Origin of the sequence: Streptomyces sp. SID11385 (assembly GCF_010548245.1) — a bacterium.
Taxonomy (GTDB): domain Bacteria; phylum Actinomycetota; class Actinomycetes; order Streptomycetales; family Streptomycetaceae; genus Streptomyces.
This window is the reverse complement of sequence record NZ_JAAGLR010000001.1, coordinates 23,296-35,202: the sequence shown is the minus strand read 5'-3', so window position 1 is coordinate 35,202 and position 11,907 is coordinate 23,296. Positions and strand designations below refer to the sequence as shown.

At 71.4% G+C, this 11,907-nt stretch carries 12 protein-coding genes; 11 read left to right on the top strand and 1 reads right to left on the bottom strand.

All coding sequences use genetic code 11. From position 1 onward, the window contains the following. The coding region (locus G3I42_RS00180) for a tetratricopeptide repeat protein (protein ID WP_164281816.1) at window positions 1-393 on the top strand (393 nt) is incomplete at its 5' end. 137 nt (window positions 394-530) lie between these two features. Continuing rightward, the gene (locus G3I42_RS00175) at window positions 531-1,457 is read left to right on the top strand and encodes a DUF5655 domain-containing protein (RefSeq protein WP_164281815.1); all 927 of its coding nucleotides are present in this window, start codon (window positions 531-533) and stop codon (window positions 1,455-1,457) included. A 100-nt stretch (window positions 1,458-1,557) separates the two neighbouring features. On the opposite strand, the gene G3I42_RS00170 is transcribed toward G3I42_RS00175, so the two are convergent. Beyond that, window positions 1,558-2,304 (bottom strand): site-specific DNA-methyltransferase, encoded by a 747-nt coding sequence (locus G3I42_RS00170; protein WP_164281814.1) that lies wholly within the window; start codon window positions 2,302-2,304, stop codon window positions 1,558-1,560. Window positions 2,305-2,852: 548 nt separating this feature from the next. On the opposite strand from G3I42_RS00170, the gene G3I42_RS00165 reads away from it, so the two are divergent. From G3I42_RS00165 to G3I42_RS00125, 9 genes are all read left to right on the top strand, one after another. Then, window positions 2,853-3,956, top strand: coding sequence for a C40 family peptidase (locus tag G3I42_RS00165; RefSeq protein ID WP_164281813.1), 1,104 nt, complete (start codon window positions 2,853-2,855; stop codon window positions 3,954-3,956). A gap of 88 nt (window positions 3,957-4,044) precedes the next feature. Further along, window positions 4,045-4,353: a DUF6112 family protein gene (locus G3I42_RS00160; protein ID WP_164281812.1), complete on the top strand. Its 309-nt coding sequence runs from the start codon at window positions 4,045-4,047 to the stop codon at window positions 4,351-4,353. Continuing rightward, window positions 4,353-5,054: a hypothetical protein gene (locus G3I42_RS00155; protein ID WP_164281811.1), complete on the top strand. Its 702-nt coding sequence runs from the start codon at window positions 4,353-4,355 to the stop codon at window positions 5,052-5,054. The genes G3I42_RS00160 and G3I42_RS00155 overlap by 1 nt, the downstream gene beginning before the upstream one ends. A 33-nt stretch (window positions 5,055-5,087) precedes the next feature. Further along, a complete protein-coding gene (locus G3I42_RS00150; protein ID WP_164281810.1) occupies window positions 5,088-6,476 on the top strand; it encodes an ATP-binding protein in 1,389 nt (462 codons plus the stop codon). Between the two features lie 73 nt (window positions 6,477-6,549). Beyond that, complete coding sequence (locus tag G3I42_RS00145; protein WP_164281809.1) at window positions 6,550-8,019, top strand: SCO6880 family protein; 1,470 nt, start codon at window positions 6,550-6,552, stop codon at window positions 8,017-8,019. Window positions 8,020-8,045: 26 nt separating this feature from the next. Next, entirely contained in the window at window positions 8,046-8,498 is a 453-nt protein-coding gene (locus G3I42_RS00140; protein ID WP_164281808.1) for a DUF6238 family protein, read from the top strand. A gap of 40 nt (window positions 8,499-8,538) precedes the next feature. Further along, the gene (locus tag G3I42_RS00135; protein ID WP_164281807.1) at window positions 8,539-10,053 is read left to right on the top strand and encodes an ATP-binding protein; all 1,515 of its coding nucleotides are present in this window, start codon (window positions 8,539-8,541) and stop codon (window positions 10,051-10,053) included. A gap of 177 nt (window positions 10,054-10,230) precedes the next feature. After that, window positions 10,231-10,917: a hypothetical protein gene (locus G3I42_RS00130; RefSeq protein WP_164281806.1), complete on the top strand. Its 687-nt coding sequence runs from the start codon at window positions 10,231-10,233 to the stop codon at window positions 10,915-10,917. Window positions 10,918-11,033: 116 nt separating this feature from the next. Then, window positions 11,034-11,840, top strand: a complete 807-nt coding sequence (locus G3I42_RS00125) for a hypothetical protein (RefSeq protein WP_164281805.1) — start codon at window positions 11,034-11,036, stop codon at window positions 11,838-11,840. Window positions 11,841-11,907 lie beyond the last annotated feature (67 nt).

Genomic DNA, 11,907 nt, shown 5'->3' with positions numbered 1-11,907 from the left:
GCGGGTGAGGAGGGCCGGGCCCTCCCGCTGTACGAGAGCGCTCTTGCCGATTGCGTGCGTGTCCTCGGGCCGGATCACCCTGACACGCTGGCCTCTCGCAACAACCTTGCGGGCGCCTACCAGTCCGCGGGTGATTTGGGCCGGGCCGTCCCGCTGTTCGAGAGCGCTCTTGCGGATCGTGTGCGTGTCCTCGGGCCGGATCACCCCGCCACCCTGGCCTCTCGCAACAACCTCGCGTGCGCCTACCAGGCAGCGGGTGATTTGGGCCGGGCCGTCCCGCTGTACGAGAGCGCTCTTGCGGATCGTGTGCGTGTCCTCGGGCCGGATCACCCCGCCACCCTGGCCTCCCGCGACAACCTGGCGTGCGCCTACCAGGCAGCGGGAGGCTCGTAATTTCACTAGTAGCTCCCGCGCTCAAGGCTGGATGACACTGCACAAGGGCCGAAGGGGCCCCCTCCGTGCCCCAAGGTGGAATATCCGTGGCCGCGCGTTGATTGGTTCCCGTGCGGAGATCACGGGAGGAGCTGCGGGTGGCCGAGCTGATGTTGTTCCGTCAGGGTGCGGACGGGCGGGACGTTGAGCTGGTGGGTTCGGCGGTGGCGCTGGAGGTCGAGCTTCAGCGGCGGGTCGAGGCAGGGCTGGAGGCGATGCTCGGGGTGCGGTTCCTGGCCTCGGAGTACGCGACGGGTCCGTGGCATCGGGGTCGGATCGACACGCTCGGGCTGGACGAGACCGGCGCCCCGGTCGTGATCGAGTACAAGAAGGGCTCGGACAGCGGCGTGCTGTCGCAGGCCGTCTCGTACATGACGTGGTTGCGCTCGGCGCGGCACGAGTTCGCGGCACTGGTGCGTGACGTGCTCGGCGAGGAGGCAGCCGAGAGCATCGACTGGTCTCATCCCCGGATGATCTGTATCGCAGCGGCCTTCTCCCACCACGACCGCGTCGCCGTGGACACCGTTCCCGAGCGGATTGACCTCCTTCGCTACCGCGTCTTCGACGGGGACCTGTTGAGCCTGCTGCTGGAGCACTCCTCGCCCGGCGTACCGCACCCCAGTGGGGTTCGGCGCGGAAGAGAGCGAACCGCGGTGGCCCCGAAGCCGTCTGCCGTCCCCGTTCCGTCGGCGCGATGCTCCGCTCCAGCCTGCCTGGAGGACCTGTACGGCGAGCTGGACGAGGCGCTCACCGCGTGGGGCGACGTCGAAGTCACCCCGCTCCAGCACTACATCGCCTACCGGCGCCTCGTGAACATCGCTTCCGTTCTGTTCCGCCCGGGGCACAAGGCGATCCTCACGTACCTGCGCCTCGACCCCGACACCGTCGAGCTTGAGGACGGCTTCACACGCGACATGCGCGGCATCGGGCACCTCGGGACCGGGGACCTGGAGGTCCGCATCGGATCGCCCGCCACCCTCGAGAAAGCGCAGCCCTTGATACGACGGGCCTTCGAAGCGGCTTGACCCGCGCGGAAGGGCGGTTGGAGCACCGGACTCGCTGGTGCTCCAACCGCCCTTCGCCGTCTGCGGTCCGCGCTTGCCGGCCGGAGCCCGGTTCTCGGGCTCATTCCTCGGGCCCGACGAGGACGAAGTCGTCCTGGGTCAGCTCCGCGCGCAGCCGCCGCTCGGCGATGTCGGCGTAGTGGGTGGAGAGTTCGACGCCAAGGAAGTTGCGGCCTTCGCGCAGGGCGGCGACGCCGGTGGAGCCGCTGCCGGTGAAGGGGTCGAGGACCGTGCCGCCCTCGGGGCAGACCTTGACGAGCTGCCGCATGATCTCGACCGGTTTCTGGGTGATGTGGACGCGGTCTTTGCGGGGCTGTGAGGCGATGTAGTGGCCGGGGAGGTAGAGGTCGCGGGTGTTGTCGAGGGTGCCCTTGACGCCCCAGGTGACGAGCTCGGTGTCCTGCTTGGGGCCGCCCTTGCGGGGGCGGCTTGCGGGCTTGATCCACGAGATGGTCCCGCTCCACGTCCACCCCGCCATCTGGAGCGCGTCGGTGGTGGTGGGTTCTTGGCGCCAGTCGGAGAAGACCATGGCAACGGAGTGCTCGGTCGCCGCGCGGTACGCCTCGGTGAGCAGCGCGGTCAACCAAGCCCGGTAGGAGCGCTGGTCGCGGTTCTCGCCCGGGAAGCTGGCGAGGTCGTGGGCGCTGTTGCTCGTGACGTACTTCGCGCGTGCGGAACGTCCGGTGCGCTCCGAGCTGGTGCGCCCTCCCGAGTTGTACGGGGGGTCGGTGATGACCGCGTTGACGCTTTCGTCGGGCAGGGTCTTGAGCACCGTGAGGGCGTCGCCTCGGTGCAGCGTGTAGCTCATGTACGAGCCCTTCCTGGGCGGTTGGGAGGTGGAGCCCCGATCCGGTTCGGGTGCGAGGCAGTGCGGGTGCGCCGGAGAGTAGCCGTCTTTCCCGGCCGCGCCCCGCGTGGATGCCGGCCTTCCCGGGCTCGTTTGGTGCGGCCGGATTCCGCGTCTACTGTCCTGCCAGTTCTTCGGAACGCAGCCCCGCTGCAACCCCGTTGACCTGTGTTTTCCCGTGCTGCTCAGTCCAGGGGAGGCGCGGGCCGGAGGGAAGCGGGGCGTTCCGCGAGTGGTGAGGAGGCGTGGATGTATCAGCTGAGATTACGAGCGCGGCTGGCTGCCGCGCGTGACCTGTGACCGGCGTCCGGGAGCTACCAACTCCCCGATCCGGGTCCGCCTTCGCGGCGGATTCAAGCGGTGCGGTGCCGACGGCTTTGCACGAGAAGTCGGCACCGCGCCCTCCTACGTACCCGAGGAGCCGCTGCCATGCAGCACGTCCTGACACACCCGTGTCCGCAGCCGAGTTCGTGGGCGGCCCGGCGCCGCCCCGGTGAACGGCGGCGGCCGTGAAGAAGACGGCGGGCGCCCTGGTCGGGCTCGCCGCCAGCGGCGCTCTCGCCGTCGCCCTCCCGATTCTTGCCGTCACCGCCGCCGACGCCGATTCCTCCACCTGCTCGGCCGGTGGTGCACAGGCTGTGGATACAGCAGCCGTGGCCGCGCAGGTGAGGAAGGTTCTCGACGGCGCGGACGGGAAGCCCGTCTCCGTTCCGGGGCTGGACGATCCCGCTGGGCAGGTGCCCTACGCGAGGACGATCCAGGCGACCGGCGTCGCGATGAATATCCCCGCGCGAGGACAGGTCGTCGCGCTGGCCACGGCGCTTCAGGAGAGCGGACTGCGCAACCTCCCGTATGGCGACCGCGACAGCCTGGGTCTGTTCCAGCAGCGGCCGTCGCAGGGATGGGGGGCGACGAGCGAGATCCTCGATCCCGTGCACGCCTCGACGAAGTTCTACGAGGCGCTGGAGCGGGTCGCGGGCTGGCAGTCCCTGTCGGTCACGCAGGCCGCGCAGGCGGTGCAGAAGTCTGGCTTCCCCGAGGCGTACGCGAAGTGGGAGCCGCTGGCGTCCGCGCTCCAGAGCTCGATCGCACCGCTCCTCGGCAAGGCACCCGCCTCTCCCGACGCGGGTAGCGCCGCGTGCGCGGAGGGCGAGGACGGGAGCGGATTCGGCGAGATCCCGGCAGGTGCCGTCCCGGACGAGTACGAGATCCCGGCCGATGCCCCTCCGAAGGTCCGTACGGCGATTCGGTGGGCGCTCGGCCAGCTCGGCACCCCTTACCAGTGGGGCGGGACGTGCGCCGACGCGCACGGCTCCGATCCCATGGGCCGCTGCGACTGCTCTTCCCTCATGCAGCGCGCCTACGCCGCTGCGGGCGTACGGCTGTCGCGGACGACGTACACCCAGGTCAAGGAGGGTAAGCCCGTCCGTTTCGATGCTCTGCGGCCGGGCGACCTCGTCTTCACCGAGGGCACGGCCGCTGTGCCCGAGCACGTGGGGATGGTCATCGGCCACGGCCTGATCGTCAACGCCCCGCACACCGGTGACGTGGTCCGTATCGCCTCGCTCGCCTCCTGGAAGCCGCAGATCCTCGCGGCCCGCCGGGTCCTCTGACCCGCACGCTCCCCTCCCTTCCTCTCTCCTCGCTCCGCCGATCGCCCATGCGGGCTTTGGCGCGCAGCAAATCGAACTGGAGTTCGTTATGCGCCTTGCCGACACGCTGCTTTATCTCGCCTACGACCCCGGGATCACGCCGAACGAGGGCGGGCTGCCGGGCCTGACCGTGCTCAAGAAGGTGATGGGCTCGCTCAACCTGTTCGGCATCGTGGCTGTGGTCGGCGCGCTCGTCGTGAGCGCGGCGGTCTGGGCCTGGGGTCACCACTCCGGCGGTCACCAGGCCGAGGCAACCGGCAAGAAGGGGGTTCTGGTCTCGGCCGGTGCCGCGCTTCTGCTGGGTGCCGCAAACGGTGTGGTGGCGTTCTTCAGCACGCTGGGGACGCAGGTCCACTGATGCCCACCATCTCCCCGAGCCCGCGCGCCACTTCGGGCGTCCGCCGCAGGGCGCTGCTCGGCGCCGCCGTCCTCGCCATCCTCCTCGCCACCACGGGACTGACCGCGTACCTCACTCGCGATGGCAACGAATCCTCTGCAGCCAAAGCCGTGGCAACTCCTTCGAGTTCGTCCGCACCGTCCTCGCCGAGCCCGTCGTCCCCTTCCCAGTCGGCGGCGACGCCGGACGGGCGCGGCGTGCCCCTCCCCGCGCCCCCGGACACCCGCGATCCGGTCGGGTTCGCGAAGGCTGCTGCCGCCGCGCTGTGGTCCTACGACACTCGCGCCTACTCCCACGACGAGCTGGTGGAGGCGCTGCACGGGTGGCTCACCCCGGAGCCGAAGTACGCCGACGTGGCTTCGGTCGACGCGGTCGTCCCCTCGGCGGCGCTGTGGAAGGAGCTGGCCGCGAACGGGCAGTTCGCCACCGCGACGGTGAACGAGGGTCACTTCCCTGACGCGTTCAGCAAGGCGCTGCGGGAGAACCCGGGATCGATCACGCAGGCGTACGTGTACGCCGTCACGGTCTCCGGCAAGCAGTCGATCGCCTGGAAGGGGGCGCCCGCCGGGGGCGCGGAGAGCCGGGCGATCACCCTCGCCGTCCAGTGCCGGCCCTCCCGCGCCTGTGTCCTGGCCGGGGTCCTGCCCGCCGTCACCCCCTGACCCGAACCGGCTCACACGAAAGGAGTCGTCCTCATGGGCGTCTGCGATCTCCCGCTGATGGACAAGGTGTGCGGGGCCGCCGACTTCGCCACCGACCCCGCCGGGGCCGTCACCGACCGCATCGGAGCCTGGATCGCGAAGTCGGCCGCCGAACTGGCCACCGCGGCTGCCGACCTCGCCGCCTCGGCCGTCGACACGACCACCGCGATCGACCTCAACGCAGGATGGTTCCGGGACAACTACGAGCTGATCCTCCCGATCGGACTCACGCTCATCGTCGGCACCTTCTGTATCCAGCTCGTCTCTGCCGCCTGGCGACGGGACGAACGCGCCCTCGCCCAGGCCGTCATGGGGACCGTCGTGGGCGTGCTCTTCAGCTTCTGCGCCGTCGCCTTCACCTCCGTGGCCATCACCGTGGTCGACGCCCTCTCCGACGGGCTCTTCGCCACGGCCAACACCTCCATCGAGGAGGCGGTCCGCCGCGTGGTGAAAATCCAGCTCGTCGGCTCCACCTACGGCATGGGATGGGGAGTGTCGGCCCTGGTCGGCTGGGGCTGCGCGATCGGCGCCTTCCTGTACTGGGCCGTGATGGTCGCCCGCAAGGTGGGCGTTCTCGTCCTCGCCACCCTCGCGATCTTCGCCGGGGCTGGGGGCGGCTGGGAAGTCGCCAAGCGGTGGCGGCGCGGCTGGATCGAGGCAACCGCCACGCTCGTCGTGAGCAAGCTCTTGATGACCGTGGTGTTCCTCATCGGCATCTCGGCGATGGGCGAGACGGACACGAACGGCGGCCTGGCCGCGCTCTCGGACGCGATGGCCGGGATCGTCGTGATGGTCCTGGTCCTGCTGTGCCCCTACGCGACGTACAAGTTCGTGCACTGGGCCAGTGACGGCGGGGGCCACGACGACCTGCACCGCACCGGCGTGGCGGGCGTGGCGGTCGCCGCCGGAGCCGCGAAGACCGCGGGCACCCTCGCGATGCAGTACGGCACCGGCGGCATGTCCACCCCGGCACCGCAGGGCCCTGCCCAGGTCCCGGGGGCCGATGGCCAGGGCGTTGCCTCCGGGATCAGCCCCTCGGGCGGCAACCTGAGCAAGGAGGGCATCGACGGCGGGGCGCCCCAGCCGCAGACCCGCTTCCGCTTCGGCGAGGACCCGGACGCCACGGGGGACAAGGGCCGTCCGCTCATCCAGCGCCCCGGCCTTCCCCCGCTGATCGTCCGGCCCAGTGCTGCCGAAGCTCCTGCCACGGAGCCCGAGGACGACGCGGTGTCCGCCGTGCCTCCGGCCGCAGGGGGCGGCGACATGGGAAGTGCGCCCGCCGCTCCGTCACCCGCCGAGCGGCCGTCCGCCCCCGGTGGCCCCTCGCCCGAGGGAGAAGCGCCGTCGCGCTGGATGTTCCCCAAGCAGCCCCCGCCCGCCTGACCGTGCCCAATCCCGGGGGCGGGCCCGTGCCCGCAGGCCCGCCCCCCTTTTCCGCCTCTCCTCTGGAGCCGTCATGCCCGCAAAGAGCCAGGCCCCCGCCGGGGCGACCGTGAAGTTTCCCCACCGCAGCAGGCGCGGCATCCTGCTCGGCCTCACCGCCCCACAACTGATCACGACCGCCCTCGGCGGCCTTCTCCTCCTCGCCGTAGTCATCACGCGCGGCGTGGTCGGCGCACTCGAACTCCTCCCGCTGTGGGGGCTGCTCGCCCTGATCGTGTTCGCCCGGCACCGGGGACGCACCCTGGCGGACTGGGCCCCCGTGGTCACCCGCTACGCCGTTCGCCGGGTGCGCAGGCAACTCGTGTGGCTGACCCGGCCCGCGCAGCGCCCGCGTCGCGAGGGCCTGCTGCACCTGCCCGGTACGGCGGCGAGTCTGCGGGTCGTCACCGCTCCCGACGGCCGCTATGGGGCCGTCCATGACCCGCACGCCGCGACGCTGACCGCCGTGGTGAAGGTCTCCTCGCGTGCCTACGCGCTGCTCGACCCTGGCACGCAGGCCGCGAACGTCAACGGGTGGGGCCGCGTCCTCGCCGCGCTCGCCCGCACCGGGCACGTCGCCCGGATCCAGGTCGTCGAGCGGACCGTCCCGGACTCCGGGGACGCGCTGCGCCGCTACTGGGAAGAGCATGGTCACCCCGACGCCCCGCTCGCGGGCGGCCTGTACGAGGAGCTGATTCAGAGCGCGGGACCGGCGGCGGCACCGCACGAGGCGTACGTCGCACTGAGCCTTGACACGAAGGCCGCCCGGCGCTTGGTGGGGCAGGCAGGCGGCGGCCTCGCGGGGGCCTTCGGCGTGCTGGCGCAGTTGACATCGACCTTCGAGCAGGCCGCACGCGGTGCCGGCCTCACCCCTACCGGCTGGCTCACCTCCACGGAGCTCGCCGCCGTCGTCCGCACCGCATACGACCCCAACGCGACGGCGGCGCTGGAGCGTTGGTCGACCGCAGGCCGCCCCGAGACAGATCCCGCAGCCGCCGGTCCCGTGGTGGTCGTGGAGCAGGGCGAGCACATCCGTACCGACTCCGCCTTCCACACCACCTACTGGGTGGAGAACTGGCCCCGCACCCAGACCTCGGCCGGATTCCTGCACCAGCTCCTGTTCACCGGCGGCGTGCGCCGCACTCTCTCGCTCATCTACACGCCCAAGGCACTGGACGCCGCGTTGCGGGACGTACGGCGGCAGAAGTCCGGCGTGCTCGCGGACGCCGCCGAGCGTGCTCGGCGTGGCCAGGTCGGCTCGGAGGCGGACACGATCGAGTACCAGGACATCACCGCTCGCGAAAGGCAGCTCATCGCCGGGCACGCCGATGTCGCCCTGACCGGCCTGCTGACCGTCTCAGCCGACACCGAGGACGAACTGCGCTCCGCGCGCGCGGTCGTGGAGACCGCAGCCGTCAGCGCACAGCTCGACCTGCGCCCCCTCACCTGGCAGCAGGCCGAAGCTTTCACCGCCGCCGCCCTGCCCCTCGCTCTCGCCGCCTAACCACTCCCTCCCCGAGAGAGCACCTCATGACCGCTCCGGCCCACGCGACGCCGCAGGACTTCGTGCCCTTCGCGACCGCCGCGCTCGACTTCCACCGCTGCCTCAACATCCCCGGCGGGCCCCTGGTCACCAGCCGCGCTGAACTGGACGCCCTGCACGCCCACCTCATCTCCCTGCACGCCCTCCTCGACGCCCACACCATGCGCACTCACTCGCTCGTCGAGGCCGAGGGCGGCCACCTCCAGGCCACCCGCACCCGCCTGTGGCAGGCCGCCGACCACCTCCACGCCGCCTACCACGCCGCTCCCCACCCCACGTCGGGCGAACTGCCCGACCGCGAGGCGTGCCGCAACCCGCTGCCCGAGGGTGCCCCCGAGCTGACCATCTGCCGCCGCCACCAGGAAGCCGCCCGCCTCGTACGCCGCCGCACCACCCCGGCCGACCTCCACACCCCCTACACCGGCCTCACGAACCACTGACCCGCCCCGGACCCGCCCACATCTTCGTCAGGAGAACGCCATGCCTCGCGTCCGTGCCAGTGCATCACCCGTCTTCACCCCCCGCAAGGCATCCCGTGCGCAGCAACGGGCAGCGCGGACGGGCTTCGCCGGGGCGCGTCGCCAGGCCCGCCTCGCCACCGCCCGTCCCGTACGCGAGGGCACGGACGACGAGGCCGCCGAGCTGCGGCCGACCTATCCCGCCTCCGGGCGCCCCGGGGCCGCTTCGGCGCGGGGCGGGAAACTGCGGCTTCCCGCGCACCGCATGACCACGGCGACCGCGAGCGGCGCCTATCCCTTCCTCGCCGAGGGCGGCCTCGGAGCCGACGGCATCTTCGTCGGCCGCGACGTCCACGCCGAAGGCGCCTTCTGCTTCGACCCGTTCACCCTCTACAACAGCGGGCGCATCGAGGGCTTCACCAACCCCAACACCGTCCTGGCCGGGATCATCGGCATGGGCAAGTCGGCTCTCGCCAAGTCGCTCGCCACCCGCTCCATCGCCCACGGCTACCGCGTCTACGTCCCCTGCGACCCCAAGGGGGAGTGGACGCCCGTCGCGCAAGCCCTGGGCGGGCAGAGCATCGCGCTGGGCCCCGGCCTGCCGGGAAGGCTCAACCCCCTTGACGCCCCGCCCCGCCCCGCATCGGTGAGCGAGGACGTCTGGCGGACAGAGGTACGCACCCGGCGCCTGCTCCTGCTCGCCGCCCTTGCGCGCACCGTGCTCGGGCGCGAACTGCTGCCCATGGAGCACACCGCCCTCGACCTCGCCCTTGACCTCGTCGTCTCACAGGCCGATGCCGCCGGCGTCGAGCCACTGCTCGGCGAGATCGCGCACACCCTCGGCTCGCCAGACCGTCTCGACGACGCCCTCGGCAACCACGCCGGGCACATGGGCCCGGCCGCCCAGGACCTCGCCCACGCCCTGCGCCGCCTCGTGCGCGGCGACCTCTCCGGGATGTTCGACGCACCCACCACCGTGGCCTTCGACCCGGGCACCCCGATGCTCTCCATCGACCTGTCCCGCCTGGGCAACGGCACCGACGACACCGCGCTCGTCCTCGCGATGACGTGCGCCTCCGCCTGGATGGAGAGCGCGCTCGCCGACCCTGACGGCGGCCGTCGATGGGTCATCTACGACGAGGCGTGGCGCCTCATGCGCCACGTCGGCCTCCTGGAACGCATGCAGTCCCAGTGGAAGCTCTCGCGTGGCTTGGGCATCGCGAACCTCATGGTCATCCACCGCCTCAGCGACCTTCTCAGCGCGGGCGACGCCGGATCGCGCGGCCGGGTACTCGCCGAAGGGCTCCTCGCCGACTGCTCCACCCGGATCATCTACCGCCAGGAGCCCGACCAACTCGACGCGGCGGCCCCCCTTCTCGGCCTCACCGGCGTCGAGACCCAGGCCGTCTCCGCCCTCACCAAGGGCCGGGGCCTGTGGAAAGTCGCCGGCCGGAGCTTCATCACCCAGCACCTCCTCCACCCCACCGAACGCGACCTCTTCGACACCGACGCCCGGATGTCTTCATGGCCCAACTGAAGGCTGAGCAGCGCTACTTGGCGCCCTACGGTGACCTGCGCGCATCACGGCCCCCTCGTCGTCGCCCGGCCAGAAGACGCACAGAGGCGCCCGCTTCCCGTCCTCCGCGCTTCCTCCGTCCGCTCTCGCTCCGCTGCGAGCCCGGCGAGGGCCCGCACACCACCCGAGGCCCACCACATGACCGATGCGAACACCACCCCGACCGAAGCCCCCGGCCCGGAGCCCGCCGACGAGCACTCCTGGACACGACATGTCCCCGCTCTGGCCGCCGCAGCCGAGAGCATCACCCGCGCCTCCGACGCCTGGGACGCTGTCTCGGACTCCCTGTGCGACGAGGACGGCTGGCCCCTCGACGAAACCCGCTACGCCGACCGCAAGGTACGCCGCGACGCCGAGGCATGGGCCGGTGTCGAGACCTTCCTCGCTCACGGCGACGAAGTCCTCAGCGGCGTTCGCGCGAACGCCCAGGGAGCCGACTACCTGGACGGCCCGATCAGCACCGACCTGAGCGTGCTCCGCGGGATCGACACCACACTCGAACGGGCCGCCGAACTGCAAGACGAGTGGGCCGAGGCCGTCACCCACCTCAACCCCATGCCCTCCAAGTACCGAGACCTGTACGAGACCCGGGCCATCGAGTTGCGAAACAGCGAGGGGTGGCACTACGCCGACCTCCTGTCCTCACAAGGAGCCGCGCTCGCTCGCGTGGGAGCCCACCTCGCAAGCCGAGCCGATACCCCGGCGACGCCCAGCGAGCGTGTCCGGGCCGCACTCGCACGATCGGCCACCCCAACAAGCGACGCGCCCACCAGCCAGCGCGTCTCCGGGCCCCCGTCGCCGACGGCGCCAAGGCGCACCCGCTGACGCCGCCCTCTACCACGCCTTCCCATCCCGTCCCAACCGGCTAATCGGGGAATCCTCTTCCGCCACACCACCTCCCGCTTCGGCGGAGGACACCGCCCCACCCTCTGGAGGGCTGCATGGCCGTCGAATTGCCTCTCATCACCTTCGAACGTGAAAACCACCGTGTCACCGCGCGACGCAGCGCACTCCTCGCCCAGACGCCCTCAACTCCGGCAGAGGCACACTCCGAGGCCATCGCGGCCAAGGCCGCAGAATACGAGCGCACCATTGCCGCCACCTTGCACCGGGCGGGCTTCATCCGGGTTGATGGTCCTGGCGGTCCCCACCACCAGTTGCCCCTGGGCATAACGGACCCGGCGGAACAGCGCGCCACGACGACCCTCGCCTACGACCTGCTCGAAGCACAGGGCATAGAGGTGCGGCTCGCCCGTGAGCTGCTCGACCCAGAATTGGAACTCCGCCACCCCGGGTGGGACTTCGGAGACTGGCTCGGTGAACTGCGGGACCGAGTAGCGGTAGCGGGCCACACCAGCGAGGTCGTCACCGCGCTGAGCGAGCTGACCGCTCCCGGAGACGGGGTCCTGCAACGCGTGAGCGAGGTCTTGGACACAGCCGCCGCCCGGTGTGACGAACTCAGCACCCCCGCAGACCGGGACCACGCGGCGCGCCTTCGTTTCCTCGCCGCCGCGATCGCCTCGCACAGCCAGCAGATCAGCGCCGTGCGTCGTACTCTCGCCGACCGACACACGGCCCTTCCGGCGAAGGGCACCCTCCAACAGCCCTGCGCTCCGGAGGCCACCCCCTCCGTCCGTGTCGAGGCTGCCCTCTCTACCTCCCCCCACGCACCGCGAAACACGGCGAGCCCTCTGTCGGTCACCCCTGCCTCGCCCCCTGGCTCTCGCCCCAGCGCCCCGAGGCGCTGATCGTGCCGCGCGCCACCGAGCGCCCCGCGCCCCGCAGAACCATCCCGCTCCGCGAAGGCGCCCCCGC

Coding starts and splice junctions, on each gene's coding strand:
- G3I42_RS00160 (WP_164281812.1), top strand. CDS start 4,045: ATGCGCCTTGCCGACACGCTGCTTTATCTCGCCTACGACCCCGGGATC.
- G3I42_RS00170 (WP_164281814.1), bottom strand. CDS start 2,304: ATGAGCTACACGCTGCACCGAGGCGACGCCCTCACGGTGCTCAAGACC.
- G3I42_RS00145 (WP_164281809.1), top strand. CDS start 6,550: ATGCCCGCAAAGAGCCAGGCCCCCGCCGGGGCGACCGTGAAGTTTCCC.
- G3I42_RS00155 (WP_164281811.1), top strand. CDS start 4,353: ATGCCCACCATCTCCCCGAGCCCGCGCGCCACTTCGGGCGTCCGCCGC.
- G3I42_RS00140 (WP_164281808.1), top strand. CDS start 8,046: ATGACCGCTCCGGCCCACGCGACGCCGCAGGACTTCGTGCCCTTCGCG.
- G3I42_RS00150 (WP_164281810.1), top strand. CDS start 5,088: ATGGGCGTCTGCGATCTCCCGCTGATGGACAAGGTGTGCGGGGCCGCC.
- G3I42_RS00130 (WP_164281806.1), top strand. CDS start 10,231: ATGACCGATGCGAACACCACCCCGACCGAAGCCCCCGGCCCGGAGCCC.
- G3I42_RS00125 (WP_164281805.1), top strand. CDS start 11,034: ATGGCCGTCGAATTGCCTCTCATCACCTTCGAACGTGAAAACCACCGT.
- G3I42_RS00135 (WP_164281807.1), top strand. CDS start 8,539: ATGCCTCGCGTCCGTGCCAGTGCATCACCCGTCTTCACCCCCCGCAAG.